This is a genomic window from Methanohalophilus sp. WG1-DM (assembly GCF_004104135.1).
GTDB lineage: Archaea > Halobacteriota > Methanosarcinia > Methanosarcinales > Methanosarcinaceae > Methanohalophilus > Methanohalophilus euhalobius.
Map to the genome: position 1 here is coordinate 55,789 of NZ_RRBA01000005.1, position 14,149 is coordinate 69,937.

General features: G+C 44.6%; 18 protein-coding genes, 2 tRNA genes and 1 pseudogene. 8 read left to right on the top strand and 13 right to left on the bottom strand.

Translation table 11 applies throughout. The features are described 5' to 3' along the window. Positions 1-97 precede the first annotated feature (97 nt). Positions 98-193: pseudogene (locus CI957_RS10870) on the top strand (IS5/IS1182 family transposase); the annotation flags it as partial. A 291-nt stretch (positions 194-484) separates the two neighbouring features. Here CI957_RS10870 and CI957_RS05210 read toward each other — a convergent pair. Next, positions 485-557: transfer RNA gene (locus tag CI957_RS05210), tRNA-Gln, on the bottom strand. A gap of 323 nt (positions 558-880) precedes the next feature. Here CI957_RS05210 and CI957_RS10875 point away from each other — a divergent pair. Then, complete coding sequence (locus CI957_RS10875; RefSeq protein ID WP_241645932.1) at positions 881-982, top strand: DUF61 family protein; 102 nt, start codon at positions 881-883, stop codon at positions 980-982. A 45-nt stretch (positions 983-1,027) separates the two neighbouring features. Beyond that, the gene (locus CI957_RS10880) at positions 1,028-1,126 is read left to right on the top strand and encodes a DUF61 family protein (protein ID WP_241645933.1); all 99 of its coding nucleotides are present in this window, start codon (positions 1,028-1,030) and stop codon (positions 1,124-1,126) included. An 11-nt stretch (positions 1,127-1,137) separates the two neighbouring features. On the opposite strand, the gene CI957_RS05220 is transcribed toward CI957_RS10880, so the two are convergent. The 6 genes from CI957_RS05220 to ilvE all read right to left on the bottom strand — a co-directional run bounded on the left by CI957_RS05220 (position 1,138) and on the right by ilvE (position 7,093). After that, positions 1,138-2,229 (bottom strand): GTP-binding protein, encoded by a 1,092-nt coding sequence (locus CI957_RS05220; protein ID WP_128754373.1) that lies wholly within the window; start codon positions 2,227-2,229, stop codon positions 1,138-1,140. 82 nt (positions 2,230-2,311) lie between these two features. After that, entirely contained in the window at positions 2,312-3,424 is a 1,113-nt protein-coding gene (locus CI957_RS05225) for an ABC transporter ATP-binding protein (RefSeq protein ID WP_128754374.1), read from the bottom strand. A 3-nt stretch (positions 3,425-3,427) separates the two neighbouring features. Continuing rightward, positions 3,428-4,096 carry a molybdate ABC transporter permease subunit gene (gene modB, locus CI957_RS05230; protein WP_181079330.1) on the bottom strand — a complete coding sequence of 223 codons (669 nt, stop codon included), beginning with the start codon at positions 4,094-4,096 and terminating at the stop codon, positions 3,428-3,430. Positions 4,097-4,101: 5 nt separating this feature from the next. Further along, entirely contained in the window at positions 4,102-4,893 is a 792-nt protein-coding gene (modA, locus tag CI957_RS05235) for a molybdate ABC transporter substrate-binding protein (protein WP_096712383.1), read from the bottom strand. Positions 4,894-4,993: 100 nt separating this feature from the next. Continuing rightward, complete coding sequence (gene glp / locus CI957_RS05240; RefSeq protein WP_128754375.1) at positions 4,994-6,190, bottom strand: gephyrin-like molybdotransferase Glp; 1,197 nt, start codon at positions 6,188-6,190, stop codon at positions 4,994-4,996. 24 nt (positions 6,191-6,214) lie between these two features. Continuing rightward, a complete protein-coding gene (ilvE, locus tag CI957_RS05245; RefSeq protein ID WP_128754376.1) occupies positions 6,215-7,093 on the bottom strand; it encodes a branched-chain-amino-acid transaminase in 879 nt (292 codons plus the stop codon). 142 nt (positions 7,094-7,235) lie between these two features. Here ilvE and CI957_RS05250 point away from each other — a divergent pair. The 3 genes from CI957_RS05250 to CI957_RS05260 all read left to right on the top strand — a co-directional run bounded on the left by CI957_RS05250 (position 7,236) and on the right by CI957_RS05260 (position 8,081). Further along, positions 7,236-7,310 (top strand) — tRNA-Arg (locus CI957_RS05250). A 120-nt stretch (positions 7,311-7,430) separates the two neighbouring features. Continuing rightward, positions 7,431-7,658 (top strand): hypothetical protein, encoded by a 228-nt coding sequence (locus CI957_RS05255; RefSeq protein WP_128754377.1) that lies wholly within the window; start codon positions 7,431-7,433, stop codon positions 7,656-7,658. An 18-nt stretch (positions 7,659-7,676) separates the two neighbouring features. Further along, the gene (locus CI957_RS05260) at positions 7,677-8,081 is read left to right on the top strand and encodes a PaaI family thioesterase (RefSeq protein ID WP_128754378.1); all 405 of its coding nucleotides are present in this window, start codon (positions 7,677-7,679) and stop codon (positions 8,079-8,081) included. A gap of 2 nt (positions 8,082-8,083) precedes the next feature. Here the strand turns inward: CI957_RS05260 and CI957_RS05265 are convergent, their stop codons facing one another. Further along, the gene (locus CI957_RS05265; RefSeq protein WP_128754379.1) at positions 8,084-8,725 is read right to left on the bottom strand and encodes an HAD family phosphatase; all 642 of its coding nucleotides are present in this window, start codon (positions 8,723-8,725) and stop codon (positions 8,084-8,086) included. A 21-nt stretch (positions 8,726-8,746) separates the two neighbouring features. Continuing rightward, positions 8,747-9,136 carry a response regulator gene (locus tag CI957_RS05270; protein ID WP_128754380.1) on the bottom strand — a complete coding sequence of 130 codons (390 nt, stop codon included), beginning with the start codon at positions 9,134-9,136 and terminating at the stop codon, positions 8,747-8,749. A 234-nt stretch (positions 9,137-9,370) separates the two neighbouring features. On the opposite strand from CI957_RS05270, the gene gpmI reads away from it, so the two are divergent. Beyond that, entirely contained in the window at positions 9,371-10,915 is a 1,545-nt protein-coding gene (gene gpmI, locus CI957_RS05275; RefSeq protein ID WP_128754401.1) for a 2,3-bisphosphoglycerate-independent phosphoglycerate mutase, read from the top strand. Here the strand turns inward: gpmI and fen are convergent. The 3 genes from fen to CI957_RS05290 all read right to left on the bottom strand — a co-directional run bounded on the left by fen (position 10,903) and on the right by CI957_RS05290 (position 12,680). Continuing rightward, complete coding sequence (gene fen, locus CI957_RS05280) at positions 10,903-11,922, bottom strand: flap endonuclease-1 (protein ID WP_096712375.1); 1,020 nt, start codon at positions 11,920-11,922, stop codon at positions 10,903-10,905. The two genes, gpmI and fen, sit on opposite strands and share 13 nt — an antisense overlap. Beyond that, positions 11,923-12,246, bottom strand: a complete 324-nt coding sequence (locus tag CI957_RS05285; RefSeq protein WP_096712374.1) for a hypothetical protein — start codon at positions 12,244-12,246, stop codon at positions 11,923-11,925. Positions 12,247-12,356: 110 nt separating this feature from the next. Next, positions 12,357-12,680: a hypothetical protein gene (locus CI957_RS05290; RefSeq protein ID WP_013038284.1), complete on the bottom strand. Its 324-nt coding sequence runs from the start codon at positions 12,678-12,680 to the stop codon at positions 12,357-12,359. A 107-nt stretch (positions 12,681-12,787) separates the two neighbouring features. Between CI957_RS05290 and CI957_RS05295 the strand changes: the two genes are divergently transcribed. Next, the gene (locus CI957_RS05295) at positions 12,788-13,687 is read left to right on the top strand and encodes a presenilin family intramembrane aspartyl protease PSH (RefSeq protein ID WP_128754381.1); all 900 of its coding nucleotides are present in this window, start codon (positions 12,788-12,790) and stop codon (positions 13,685-13,687) included. A 2-nt stretch (positions 13,688-13,689) separates the two neighbouring features. Here the strand turns inward: CI957_RS05295 and CI957_RS05300 are convergent, their stop codons facing one another. After that, complete coding sequence (locus tag CI957_RS05300) at positions 13,690-14,142, bottom strand: carboxymuconolactone decarboxylase family protein (RefSeq protein ID WP_128754382.1); 453 nt, start codon at positions 14,140-14,142, stop codon at positions 13,690-13,692. Positions 14,143-14,149: the final 7 nt, after the last annotated feature.

Genomic DNA, 14,149 nt, shown 5'->3' on the forward strand with positions numbered 1-14,149 from the left:
ATTTATATCCAAACAAGATAAATTTAATCATACGAGTACTTTCAGTAATTTCACCCTGAAACACAGAATATGACCGTTTGATAGCTGCTGGTGAAAACTATCTGAAATAGATAAGTTGATCGACTGGAAACCATTTCGTCCCATACTGGAATCAATGTATATCAACAGGACAGACAAAGGTGGTCGACCTGAAATGGTTTTATCGGAATCCTTGTGTATGACGGTGTCGCAGTCTTCAATGTACCGTACCTTGGAAAACAACACAACCATAAAAGACACACGATCTTAAACTCTTTAAGAATACTATCCATAGAGTCCCTATAAGGGAACATAAAGGCTTATTGTGGCTTTTCTGAAGGCTTACCGGTATTAAACTCATTCACCACATGTAATATAGGCTATATGGCCTTCTGTATAGTTAAACTTTGTAAAAATGATATTAGAAATAATTATTAAACGTTTAGGACTTTCCAAAATATTTTTATAGTCCCGCCCGGATTCGAACCAGGGTCTTCGGCTCCAAAGGCCGAAAGGATTGACCACTACCCTACGGGACTGCTACTGTTCACTGTGATAATCGCATAATCCTACTTAATTTTTATGTAAGGGGACCTGCTTATTTTCCTGATATAAGGTTAAATTTGCGGCTATTCAGTCCGGCAGTTGCCAGCAGGTCATTGTTTTGGGGGATACATGACAGGAAGATTGCCCGACTCGCTATAACCCGGTATTTGCCCGCTGGATGAAAGGGGAAATGGGCAAGATCAACAGGGCAATAGTGGCGCAGAGAAAGACCCTGGCCCGGTTTGCTTGAAAAAGAGGTGCCACACTCCAGAATCCGGCAGGGGACAGGTACGTATTCGACAGACAGGTAATCGGGATGCTGGGAGAGGAACTGCCCTCAGAATTGCATGACAGGCTGAAACTTCCCATCCTCTTTTTCTTTGATTTGCCGTGTGGAAGACAGTTGCTTTTCCAATGACAGATATGCCCTCAGGGCCCTGCAAATACCCCCGGAAAGGGGGAAATGTACCGCATGCGTCAGGGAAAAGTCTGGGTTGGCAAAAGTATGGCCTACTCGATCATGCGCAAATATCCAACTGCCATCCAGATAACAATGGGATGAAAAAAATAAGTTCATGTCTGTATGATCACGGTCAGGATATCCTCATCCTCGAGCACATGGTCCAGCCCTGCACGCTGGCCCGGGTGTTTGGCCGATTCACCCCATACCTGGGCATACCTGAACTTATCCCGGAAATCACGATGCAGGTGATCACACACATCACCCACCGTGCTTCTTTTACGGATGATAAGCGGCTCCTCCATATCCGCAGCCTCACCCTGGGGTTTGAGGTATATTCGTATGAAATCCAGGGAATTGAAGATCATATCCTTTACCTCTTCCAGATGAGTGCCCTCATTGGCAGAGATCAGCAGGGAATCCGGGAACTTTTCCCTTACTTTAGCCAGGATATTTTCATCCGCCAGGTCCACCTTATTGATGACGGTCACATCGGGAATATAGACACGGTTGCCCATTATCACATCGATCAGCTGGTCCACATCTATATCATCCCTGATAAGCACATGAGCATTGTGTATCTTGTAATCATCCAGGATTGCCTTGATAAGATCCTCCGAAATATCAAGGTCGAGAGTGCTGCTCACAGTAATTCCACCGCGATCCTTCCTCTTGATCACGACATCAGGCGGACGCTGGCCCAGCCGGATACCGGCATCATAAAGCTCCTTTTTGAGAACTTCAAAGTGTTCTGTCTGGAAAACATCAAGCATGAAAACTACCAGGTCACTGTTACGCACAACCGCGATAACTTCCTTACCCCGGCCACGTCCACTGGCCGCACCCCTGACAAGACCCGGTACATCCAGGATCTGTATGGCTGCACCTTTGTGTTCCATTACACCGGGAATAACATCCAGGGTTGTGAATTCATAAGCACCGATTTCGGAATTTGCCCCTGTAAGCCGGTTCAGGAGAGTGGATTTACCAACTGAAGGAAAACCTACCAGTGTAACCGTAGCATTTCCTGATTTACGTACTCCATAACCTTCACCGCCGGATTTGGCAGAGGCTTTCTTCTGGAGTTCCTCACGCAAACGGGCAATCTTGGCCTTCAGTTTACCTACATGATGAGATGTTGCTTTGTTATAGGGAGTGTCTCGAATCTCTTTCTCAATATTGGCAATATCGTCCTCGACGCTCATCGCCACCTAACACCACTTCAATGTTAAAAAGACTTTCCCGTTCCTGCAATCCCATCACTTTTTGTTGATTTACCAGTTGTATTCAACAGGCAGAATCCTCACGGGTAAAAATAAGTACATCCCGGGGATCAATTTCCACCAGGCATTCCGAACCCGGCCCCAGATCCAGTTTCCCGAAGGTACGGTTATCCATTTCCGACAGCAGCACTGATCCCCCACCCGGAATATCCACAGCCACAACCCTGCTTGCTCCCCTGTTGACAACACTGCGCACAGTCGTGGAAAAAACATTGCACCCGCTAATATCCTCCCGGGCAGGATGAAGATGCACATTCTCCGGCCGCACACCCCAGGCATAGCTGCCATCCTGTTCAATATCCATTGCGGTAGTAACCGTAATAGAATCTGTATCCAGAACGCAACCATCCTCAGACTTACCAGCAAAATCGGCATCAAAAATATTCGATACACCCACAAGTTCTGCCACATGCCTGTTGCACGGATTATAGAAAACGTCCTCAGGCCTGCCTTCCTGATGCACCGAACCCTCATGTAATACCACTACTTTGTCAGCCAGCGTAAAGGCTTCAACCGGATTGTGAGTGATGAACAACACAGGGATATCCAGTGTCTCCTGAATACTGTGTATCCTCTCCCGCAGGCGCATCCGGACTACCATATCAAGCGCTGAAAAAGGTTCATCCAGAAGTAATATGTCAGGATTAGGAGCCAGGGCACGGGCCAGGGCAACTCGCTGTTTCTGTCCTCCCGATAGCCGGGAAGGATACTCGTTTTGCAGACCCGTTATGTGCATAAGTCCCAGCATCTCATGTAACCTTTGCTCTTTTGCAGCATCCGACTTGCCTTTTAACCCGTAAGTGATATTTTTGGCCACGCTCATATGCGGAAAAAGGGCATAATTCTGAAAAACATAACCCGGTCTGCGATCCTGAGGAGATAGATTCTTTTTTGACCCACTGTCAAAGTAGACCTTGCCGTTAACTTCAATAAAACCCTCATCAGGTTTCCCCAGCCCTGCAATACATCTCAGGGTTGTGGTTTTTCCCGAACCAGAGCGCCCAAACAGGACAACCAGTTCATTTGAAGCAGTAAAATTAACATCCAGATTAAAATCCGGTGCTTCCTTCTGCCCTGAATATCTTTTTTTTATATCAACCTGAATATTACCAGTCATGTCTCACACCTTCCACCTGTTAACGAGTTTTGCCGTTGCAGCCATGAAAACAAGTGACATTATTACAAGGATTACAACAAGAATATTGGCAAGACTGTCATTACCTGACTGGAAGGCAGTGTAAATAGAAAGCGACATAGTATTCGTTTTCCCGGGAATGTTGCCCGCAACCATTAGAGTTGCACCGAATTCCCCCACAGCCCTTGCAAAACTCAACACCAGCCCTGCTATAATTCCCTTCTTCGCAAGGGGCAGGGTCACAAAAAGGGCAGTTTCCAGTTCACTGTGCCCCAGTGTATAAGCCACATATTCCAGCTCCCTATCCACACTCCCTATCGCAGCGGACGTGGTTTTAACCATTAATGGCAGGGACACCACAAATGCAGCGATCACGGCTGCCTGCCATGTGAAAAGAATGCCAAAACCCGTAATCTCAAAAAGAGATTGACCCAGCACACCATTCTTCCCGAGCAGGATGACTAGTAAGTATCCGGTTACCGTGGGAGGCAATACAAGGGGCAGGGTTACCAGAATGTCCACAAGGTTTTTGCCCGTAAAATCGCGGCGTGCCAGCAGGTACGAAATGAGCAGGCCCACCAGAACCACCAGTATCGTTGACAGGGTGGCTATCTTCAGGGTTATGTATAAGGGAAAAATAGCCTGCTCAAGCACAAAACTCACTCTACCTTAAATCCATACTCTTCCAGAATACGCTTACCCTCTGGCCCTGTTACAAAATCAATGAATTTTTGGGATGCTTCCTTTGCCTCAGAATCTGCCAGGATTGCCACCGGATAACTTATATCGGCATCCACCGGCACCTCTTCTACAATCCTAATTTTGTCAGAAGTTTGTGCATCTGTCATATATACAAATCCTGCATCCACTTCCCCGCGTTCCACATACACAAGGACCTGTTTCACATTTTCCGCAAATATTGTCTTGCCTTCAATAGCCTTCCAGAGTCCTGCCTCTTCAAGCCCCTGTTTTGCATAACGTCCCACCGGCGCAGTTTCAGGATTGCCCAGGGCGATCTTTGTGATCTCCTCTGAGTCCAGATCCTCAAGATTTTCGATCTGGTTTGTACCTGCTGGTACTATCAGAACAAGACTATTGCGGGCAAAATCCCGTCTTGAATCCGCAACTATCATATTCTTCATATCCAGAATATCCATGTGTTTTTGGGATGCTGAAGCAAAAACATCGATCGGTGCTCCCGCCTCAATCTGCATCCTCAGGGAACCCGAACCTGCAAGATTGAGATTAACCTTTATATCAGGATTATCAGCCTCGAAATCTTTTACTATCTCACGGTAACTTTCCGTCAAACTGGCAGCCGCAGATACCGTGATTTCCTCACTGTCAGCTTCCTGCGCGGATGATGCAGTGGAATTGGCCAGATATATACCGACCACAGCTAAGACTGCTATTGTTGCTACCAGAAGTATTATCTGATTATTTCGTTTCATTCAACCACCTTATGCTTCAAGAGATATGTATGGGGAAACATATCGGTGCATTGATACACATGCAATAAATAAGTTTCTTTAAGAGACAATGAAGCCAGGATCAATTCTCAAAGAAAGTGACTTCTACCTCATTCCCGGCTTTCACAAAGGTGATTTGCGGTTCGATTACAATGAAACCATCGGCCTTTGCCAGTGTTGTTATTGAAGCAGAGGTTTTATCCACCGAATAGGCACAACCATCAATTACTTCCACACAGTGGTATTCCAGCCTGTTATCAGAATACACGTCATCCATAAGGGTTGCTTTCATCCTTTGCCTTGCAGGGGCAGCGATCCCCAGTCCCTTTCTTACAAGCAAGGACACAATCTCATTGAATATCATCAGGGATGCTGTAGGATTACCGGGCAATCCAATTACGGGAATATTCCTGACTGATGCAATTATCACCGGTTTGCCGGGTTTGAATCTTAAGCCATGCATCCGGATTTGGCCTTCTTCTTCCATTAACCGGTGCATGAAATCATCCGAACCTGCCGATGTGCTGCCGGTTGTCAATACGATATCACATTCAGAAACTGCCTTTAAAAGGAGAGAACGGGCTTTTTCAGGCTCATCCCCAACTATGCCATAGGCTACAGGAGTTGCTGACAAACGTCTGATGGCAGCTGACAGAGTATAGGAATTGGCATCATATACCATGCCCGGACTGAGAGGATTTCCAGGCTCGGTCAATTCATTCCCGGTAGATATAATGCCCACTTTCAGGTTTTTGACAATTGTATTATTGATACCCAGCGCCGCAAGGATACCGATCTTTGCAGGAGACAACATTTGCCCTGCTTCAAGAACAGTCTCACCTAGGGAAATATCAGTGCCTGCGACAAGGATATGCTGGCCTTGCCGAACATCACTATGGATACACACTTTCCCTTCTGCAAGAGTGGTATCTTCTACCATGACAACAGAATCGCTTTCCTGTGGAATCGGTGCCCCGGTGGAAATTTCCATAGCTTCACCTTTTCCAAGGGATAGGACATCCCCCCTGCCCGCAGGTACATAATCTTTCAGCAACAGACATGTACCCGGCGAAGGGACATCTTTGGCACGGATCGCATAACCATCCTTGAGTGCCTTGGCAAAGGGTGGAACATTGATGGCAGATACTATTTTTTCTGCAAGTATGCGACCGTCGGCTTGTTCAAGTGAAACATGCTCCACTCCGCAGCTTAGGGGCAAAGCGTCCAGAATTTGCCTGGCCTCATCCAGCGATGTTAGATCGTTGAGTATTTTGCGCATCTTCGTTTGTGCAACCTTTAACACTTATTCGTAGATTGGAGTACCGGTAGTAGTTGTGATCTCCTCGAAAGCCTTTACCATTTCCCCGGTAATGGGTCCTGGTTTTCCATTCCCGATAAGCCTTCCGTCAACTTTTGTAATGGGGGCGGCTTCAGCAGCTGTGCCGGTTACAAAAACCTCGTCTGCTGTGAACAAATCAAAAAGGCCTACATTTTCCTCAAGTACCTCATAACCCCTTTCCACAAGTAACTCAATAGCTGTTGCACGGGTAATACCCTTCAGATTGGAAATCGTTGGAGGAGTATACACTTTGCCATTCTTTATGATGAAGATATTATCCCCTGAACCCTCACAGATGTAGCCATTGCCGTCCAGGAATATCGCTTCGTCACCACCCTTGGCATTGGCTTCGATCTTGGCCAGGATGTTATTCAGGTAGTTTAGGGATTTTATATTCGGGGAGAGGGCATCGGGAGCGTTGCGCCGGGTTGCAACCATGACTGCTTTCAAGCCAACCTCATAGAGGTCCCCGTACATTGCCCCCCATTCCTGGGTAATGATGAATATATTGGGAGTTTTGCACTTGCGAGGATCAAGACCGAGGTCCCCTACACCACGGGATACGATGGGCCTTATGTATGCATCACTGAGATTATTTTTCCTCAGGGTTTCTAGGATTGCCTGACTCATCTCTTCCCTGCTGAGAGGAATTTCCATTGCGATAGCCTTTGCAGAATCAAATAAACGATCTACATGCTCTTTTAACTTGAATACCCTGCCGTTGTATGCCCGGATCCCTTCAAAGACACCGTCACCATAGAGGAAACCATGATCATAGACAGAAGTGGTTGCTTCGGATTGGGGGACATAATCACCGTTGTAATAAACCAGAACTTCACTCATTTTAAGCCCTCTTAGTATGAATTATCAGTATTAAGATGGACAAATGTAATCATAATATATATGAATATTTGTGAACTCATATCCGACAGTTGACAAAAGGCTTTTATGCACCAAATCCTATTTCATGTCGCTTCACTATCCTGGGCCCGTGGCTTAGCCAGGATATAGCACCGGGCTTCTAACCCGGTGGTCGTGGGTTCAAATCCCACCGGGTCCGCATTAACTTTTTTAATATTACTGTCATCGATTGAGATATTAATCCCCGGTTATAGCTATATAGCCGACAACAGGAAGGAAACTATTGTAATCTGCATGTTTTAATTCAGGAAGGGAAAACATGATCATACTGGAAAAATGGTACAAAAACCAGATTGAAAAGATCGATGACACTGGACTCAAGGGAGTCGAGCTGAATACTATGATGGATAGAAAAGTTTGCTGCGGTAAAAAAGCTACAAAAAGGAAGCGTCTGGGTTACATACATTCACCTGCTGACATCGAGTTGACAAATGTCAGGGAATATAACATAGAAGAGGGAACACTGAAAGTCTGGATCCAGTTATAATTCAAAGAGGAATGAAATATGAAAGAAGCAGAAGAATTGCTGAAAATGGACCTGTTTGCCCAATATATCGGAATAGAGTTACTGGAAATTTCAGAAGGATATGCAAAAGCTTCCATGAAAATAGAAGACAAGCACAAAAACGGCCTTGGTACAGTACAGGGAGGTGCCATATTCACCCTTGCAGACTTGACATTTGCCGCAGCAGCAAACTCCCACGGACGAGTGGCTGTTGCGATCAATGCCAACATAAGCTATCCAAAAGCAGCAACCAAAGGTAGCCTTACAGCCGAAGCTTTCGAAACATCCCTGAATCCCAAAATCGCAACCTATACTGTAACCGTCACGGATGATACGGCAGACACTGTTGCCCGCTTCGAAGGCCTGGCATACCGGAAAAGGAAAAGAGTTGAGGAACTTACCTGAACTTATTCCAGGGATAAAAGGTACTGTGCCAGTTCCCCGTGGTTATCAAATATTCTATCCGCCCTCTCCAGTTTATCGGGGGACACATAAGTAGGAACAGCCACACAGTACATCCCTGCCCGTTTGGCCGCTTCTACGCCTTTTGTTGCATTTTCCACCACGACACAATCCACAGGGTTCACGTCAAGCATACGGGCAGCTTTTAAGAACGGGTCTGGTTCGGGTTTGCCCTTGTTGACATCCTCCCCGCTGACGACAGCATCAAAGATATCCGGGAAAAAATGATCAACTATAGTTTTAACAATTGTCCGGTCGGCGCCCGAAACCATTGCCAGCAGGAAACTTTTCTTTAGTTCTGGTAAAATAGCACGTATCTCTTCAAAAGGTTTGAATCTGGCCGTTCTTTTGAATTCCTCCTGATATTGTGCAAGGAGTCCTTCAATATCCAAAGATGCAGGATTGATATTTTTGTGTTTTAATATGTGAGTTACAATGTCAACTGTCCTGGAACCTTCCATGTCATAGATGGTTTGTTCATCCAGATGTATTCCCACTGCACCAAATACCCGGTTAATTGTTTTTACATGATGGGGCATTGAGTCAATAAGAATGCCATCCATATCAAAAATCAAAGCCCTGGCCATGTATAAAAATACTCCTTGATATCAGGAATCATCAGATACGTTATTTTTGTGCAGAGCAATCTCAATATTGGTATGGAGGTCTTCTACTTTGAAAGGTTTGGAAATATAACCTGCAGGGTCTGTTAATTTCGCCCTTTCAAGGGTTTCTTCATCAGTATAGGCGCTTAGATAGATTACAGGAATGCTAAATTTTTTCCTTATGTGATCTCCTGCCTTAATCCCGTCACCTTCTCCTTTCAGAAAGATGTCCATCAGCACCAGATCAGGATAAAAAAGGTCGGCTTTGCGTATAGCATCCTCTGCAGACGATGCCGTACATGGAATGGAATAGCCTAAAGATTCAAGTTTGTTTTTAATTGCCATAGCAACTATATTTTCGTCTTCGACTATCATTATTTGTGCATTTTTCATCAAAGAACCTTCATAGTTTCAGCATCAATATATAATAAATCTTTGCCGATAACACTTACACATAAAAATTACAGGCGTTATTATGAGAGAATTATTATTTCGAACTAATTATTCATCAAGTCCTACTTAATATAAATTTATTATTGTCATTCATATAAAGCTTGATGGTTCATATATTGCCACTGAATAATACATTCCTGATTCCTTATATAGCATAAAAGCGTGAGTGAAAGCATGACATTGACCCGAAAACCTCTCTTGTTAATGATATTGGACGGATGGGGATACTCACCCATCAGAAAAGGAAATGCTGTAGCACAAGCAAATACCCCCAACCTTGACAGGCTCGAAAAAGAGAATCCAACCTCCCTTTTGCAGGCTGCAGGAGAATCTGTGGGCCTTCCACAGGGACAGATGGGAAACTCTGAAGTTGGTCATCTAAACATCGGTGCAGGCAGAATTGTCTATCAGGACCTGACCCGGATAAACCTGGCAATCAAAAATGGAGAGATCTACGAAAACCGGGTTCTGCTTGATGCCATCAGGAATGTGAAGGAAAAAGATTCAAAACTGCATATAATGGGTCTGTTTTCCCGCGGAGGTGTCCACAGTCACATAGAACACATGCGTGCCCTGATAGAGCTGGCTAAAAGGGAAGGCCTTAGCGAAATATTCATCCATACATTCCTGGATGGCAGAGATGTAGCCCCCCGGGCTGCCCTTGAGGATATGAAAGAACATGAATTTTTCTGCAGGGAAACCGGTATCGCAAAGACTGCCAGTGTATGTGGCAGATACTACGCAATGGACCGTGACAAGCGGTGGGAGCGTACCCGACTTGCCTATGACGCCCTGACACTGGGAGAAGGAATAACTGCTGGTGATCCTGTGGAAGCAGTACAGCTCGCCTACGACAGAGGGGAAAATGACGAATTTGTCAAACCCACTGTTATTCAGGAGAAGGGCAAACCTGTAGCCACAATTGAAGATAATGATTCTGTGATAATGTTCAATTTCCGGCCGGACAGGGCAAGGCAGCTTACCTATGCATTTGTGGAAGATGAATTCGAAGGCTTCGAACGGACAAAGCACCCACAGGTACACTATGTCTGTATGACACAGTATGATGAAAAACTGGATGTGCCTGTTGCCTATCCGCCAGAACAAATAAAAAATACACTGGGTGAAGTGTTGAGCAGGGAAAATATATCCCAGTTGCGTATCGCTGAAACTGAAAAATATGCCCATGTAACCTTTTTCTTAAACGGTGGAGTGGAAAAGAAATTCAAAGGAGAAGAAAGGTGTCTTATTCCTTCCCCAAAAGTTGCAACCTATGACCTCAAGCCCGAAATGAGTGCATATGAAGTTGCTGAAGAACTCACCAGCAGGATCGAATCAGCAAATTATGATGTGATCATACTCAATTTTGCCAACATGGATATGGTGGGACATACCGGTTTCTTTGAACCGACTATCAAAGCCGTAGAAGCTGTGGATGAATGTGTGGGAAAAGTTATCGCAAAGATACGACAGAAAGGCGGTGAAGCATTGATAACCGCTGACCACGGGAATGCGGAACAAATGGAAGAAGCCCGTGAAGACCAGCCCCATACCGCTCATACAAGCAATCCGGTTAAATGCATATGTATCTCAGAGAGACAAAATATCAAAATGAGAAATGGCATACTTGCTGATGTTGCACCGACCGTCCTGCAAATGCTTGCAATAAAACAACCAGAAGAAATGACAGGTAAATCCCTGATTGTTCAAAACCATTGATCCAGGGTTTGCTGACTTCGCTGTTTGCCGGCTTTTTCAAGCCGATCTACAGCTTTGAGAACTCGCTCCTCAGAGAAATCGTGCTGTTTGCAAAGGAAATCCACTATTTTTTCCTTTTGTGGAGGTTTCCATTTCAGTTCATAAGCATCAGTTACAGGCGGATTCAGGAAAAAATCGATCTTTGCATCAAGCTCATCAATGGCTTCACCCCTGTGCTCCAGAACCTTATGAATACTGCCATGTTGTTTTATTAATTTAAGGGCGGTTTTGGGGCCAACTTTCTTCAGCCCTTTATTGTAATCAGTACCCACACACAGGGCAATACCGATCAGTTGCTGACGGTCTATATCCAGTAACTTGATGTTTTGCATAAGATCAATAGATTCGGGTTCTACATCAATGTAAACATTCTTGCCCGGCAATTTGCGTTTACCCGTAATTGTAAGATTGCGCACTACCCGCAGAGCACCGAAAAGCAGGGAATCATAGTCCTGGGAGGCACTATAATCTGCATCACCTTTGTTCACCATATAGGCTGTCTGCGCTTCCCCTTCAGAAGGAGCCTGTACACAGGGAATTCCCATGAAATCCAGAAGTTGCATCGAATCCTCCACTATACGGGTATCTACCTTTGAAGAAGCCTGTGCATATTTGTAGGCTTCCTCTGACAGGCCTTTTTCTTTTGCTTCATCCCATTTTGTACGGGCCTCTTCCCTGGACTTGTTACGCTGGCTAATTGTATCTGCCTTGAAATCAGGAGGTTTGCCATCAAAAACAAAAACAGGTTTTATACCGGCTTCAAAAAGGTTTGTCATCCTGTACAGGATACCGGAAAGATGGGATGTGATATTGCCCCTGGAATCCTTCAGGGGGGTACCGTCACGTTGCCTGATGATACTCAAAAACTGGTAAAGGGTATTATATCCATCAATCGCCACAGTCCTGTGAGCAAGATCATCCAATCCAACCTGTCTTTTTTCCAGTATGTCACCTATATCTACACCCATTCAGTGTCCTCTTACATTGGTTTGATGAAGTTGAATATCCGTATCGAGGCGTATATCAAGCACTGAGTCATAATCGGCTTTCATCCGCCCTACCTTCAGTACATTACCTGCCCTTTCAAGGAGAGTTGTTCTGGAAACCTGTAACTGATGACCATCCTTCTTGTCACCTTTATGGACTACCAGCACATCATTTCCTTCAACAGCAGTTTTACCTGTCCTGGAGAGCATATTCCTGATTACCTGCTCAAATTCCGAATATATCAGAATTTCTGAATTTTTCCCGGATTTTTTTATGACACCAATTGGTTTAAGATTAATTTGCATTGAGCCCACCCACCATTATGAAACTTGTTGATAATTGCCCATACAAACCATCACATTAATATTGTTTTCGGCATATGTCGATGATTAAAAATAATGAAGAATAGAAAAGATTAACGATAATTTCTTCTGTTAAAGGTTTCCATGGCATCATCCACCACATTGGTGACAGTATCTATTTTTTTACCCATGTTATCTTCAACACTCTGAATATTAATCCGAAGAGAGCGTTCTCTTAGATCGAGCTGCTCCTCAATCTTACGCATCCGCATATCTAGGGAAAGGAGCATCGCTGCAAGAGCTCCTACCATTACAATGGCAGCAAGAACGATCAATGAGTTAGCCGGACTGTATTTGAACCTGCCCAGCCATACATATGTCAACACAAAAGCTGATACAACCATAACGATAGAAAAAACAATGTCCCTTGTTTCCATGGTAAGACCTCTATTTTACTTAATCCATGTTACTACTTAAGTATTACATAAACTTAATTAATGGATATTGCATTAGGTTCTGTATCATACAAACAGGATGAGAAAATTTGAGCAAGAATGAAAACGAGACCAAGGAATACTTCCCGATGATTGTAATGGCCGGATTCATACTGGTCATCCAGATCATTGCACTTACCCTTGCACAACCAATGAACGATCTGGGTATGCAGGCAGTAGATAACCCCCAATCCGCAACCAATTCCATATACTACATAATTGCAATTCTCATATTCACCCTGTTTTTACTTTTCGCCATCAAGAAAGAAATACAATGGGTAATCCAGATGATTATCCTTGTTGCTGTTGCTTCTACCATGTATTACGGATTCTATCCCCTCTTCCACCTTACAGGATTGGGAGGAGAAGGTCCGGTAATCGGAGGGCTGTTAATGGCAACTGTTTTCACCATCCTGCTTTACGTCCATCCTGAATGGTACATAATAGATTTTGTAGGAATCATTGTGGGAGCAGCGGCAAGTTCAATATTTGGAATATCATTTGGCATTTTGCCTGCAATTGTGCTGCTGGGTCTGCTTGCAGCCTACGATGCAATCTCGGTGTATAAGACAAAACATATGATTGCTCTTGCAGAAGGCGTGATGGACCTGAAACTGCCAATCCTGTTTGTTATACCCAAAAAAAGAAATTACTCATTTATTGAGGACACCCCCTCAACAGAAGGGGAAAAAGAAGCCTTCTACATGGGATTGGGTGATGCTATAATGCCAACAATAATAGTCGTTTCTGCAAATGTATTCCTTCCCCATGAAGGCTTCATAGGAGTTCCCGCCATTGGAGCAATGATCGGCACCCTTATCGGATTTTTTGCCCTGACAATCCTGGTCATGAAGGGGAAACCCCAGGCAGGCCTACCATTTTTAAATAGCGGGGCAATTCTGGGTTATGTGGCTGGTGCCTTAATAGCCGGGATGCCCCTTCTGGGATAAAATTACCTGTCCGAACCTGTGATGTTGCATGAATCGCAGTCACTGTCACAGGAAGGAGAGTTACCATTTCCCTCGTCATCAAGGGCCCGTGTGCCTTCTGCAAGCACCGAGGCATTGGATAGAGCGCCGCCTATAAGAATAGCATCAAATATCTGCTCCCTTGTCAAACCAAGCCTGCGGGCAACCCTGATATGCATCTTGAGACAATGGTCACATCTCAGTGCAGAAGCAACACCCACACAGATAAGTTCGATTGTCTCTGGATCAAGTCTTTCAAACTCCCGCATTATAGAATTATCATACATTACTTTAGGGATTAACAGCTCCGGCATATCTTTCATGAAATTGAGTATATAGGGTACTTCCCCATATCGTTCCTCAACTGTTGAAAGCACATCGGAAACCGCTTCATCTTCATCCTTTTCAAGAATTTGCCTGATATTTTCCAGATCCATTACACAC

Excerpts from the sequence above, each read along its gene's own strand:
- CI957_RS10875 (WP_241645932.1), top strand. The coding sequence starts at position 881 with ATGCTGGGAGAGGAACTGCCCTCAGAATTGCATGACAGGCTGAAACTT.
- CI957_RS10880 (WP_241645933.1), top strand. The coding sequence starts at position 1,028 with ATGTACCGCATGCGTCAGGGAAAAGTCTGGGTTGGCAAAAGTATGGCC.
- CI957_RS05220 (WP_128754373.1), bottom strand. The coding sequence starts at position 2,229 with ATGAGCGTCGAGGACGATATTGCCAATATTGAGAAAGAGATTCGAGAC.
- CI957_RS05225 (WP_128754374.1), bottom strand. The coding sequence starts at position 3,424 with ATGACTGGTAATATTCAGGTTGATATAAAAAAAAGATATTCAGGGCAG.
- modA (WP_096712383.1), bottom strand. The coding sequence starts at position 4,893 with ATGAAACGAAATAATCAGATAATACTTCTGGTAGCAACAATAGCAGTC.
- glp (WP_128754375.1), bottom strand. The coding sequence starts at position 6,190 with ATGCGCAAAATACTCAACGATCTAACATCGCTGGATGAGGCCAGGCAA.
- ilvE (WP_128754376.1), bottom strand. The coding sequence starts at position 7,093 with ATGAGTGAAGTTCTGGTTTATTACAACGGTGATTATGTCCCCCAATCC.
- CI957_RS05255 (WP_128754377.1), top strand. The coding sequence starts at position 7,431 with ATGATCATACTGGAAAAATGGTACAAAAACCAGATTGAAAAGATCGAT.
- CI957_RS05260 (WP_128754378.1), top strand. The coding sequence starts at position 7,677 with ATGAAAGAAGCAGAAGAATTGCTGAAAATGGACCTGTTTGCCCAATAT.
- CI957_RS05265 (WP_128754379.1), bottom strand. The coding sequence starts at position 8,725 with ATGGCCAGGGCTTTGATTTTTGATATGGATGGCATTCTTATTGACTCA.
- CI957_RS05270 (WP_128754380.1), bottom strand. The coding sequence starts at position 9,136 with ATGAAAAATGCACAAATAATGATAGTCGAAGACGAAAATATAGTTGCT.
- gpmI (WP_128754401.1), top strand. The coding sequence starts at position 9,371 with ATGACATTGACCCGAAAACCTCTCTTGTTAATGATATTGGACGGATGG.
- fen (WP_096712375.1), bottom strand. The coding sequence starts at position 11,922 with ATGGGTGTAGATATAGGTGACATACTGGAAAAAAGACAGGTTGGATTG.
- CI957_RS05285 (WP_096712374.1), bottom strand. The coding sequence starts at position 12,246 with ATGCAAATTAATCTTAAACCAATTGGTGTCATAAAAAAATCCGGGAAA.
- CI957_RS05290 (WP_013038284.1), bottom strand. The coding sequence starts at position 12,680 with ATGGAAACAAGGGACATTGTTTTTTCTATCGTTATGGTTGTATCAGCT.
- CI957_RS05300 (WP_128754382.1), bottom strand. The coding sequence starts at position 14,142 with ATGGATCTGGAAAATATCAGGCAAATTCTTGAAAAGGATGAAGATGAA.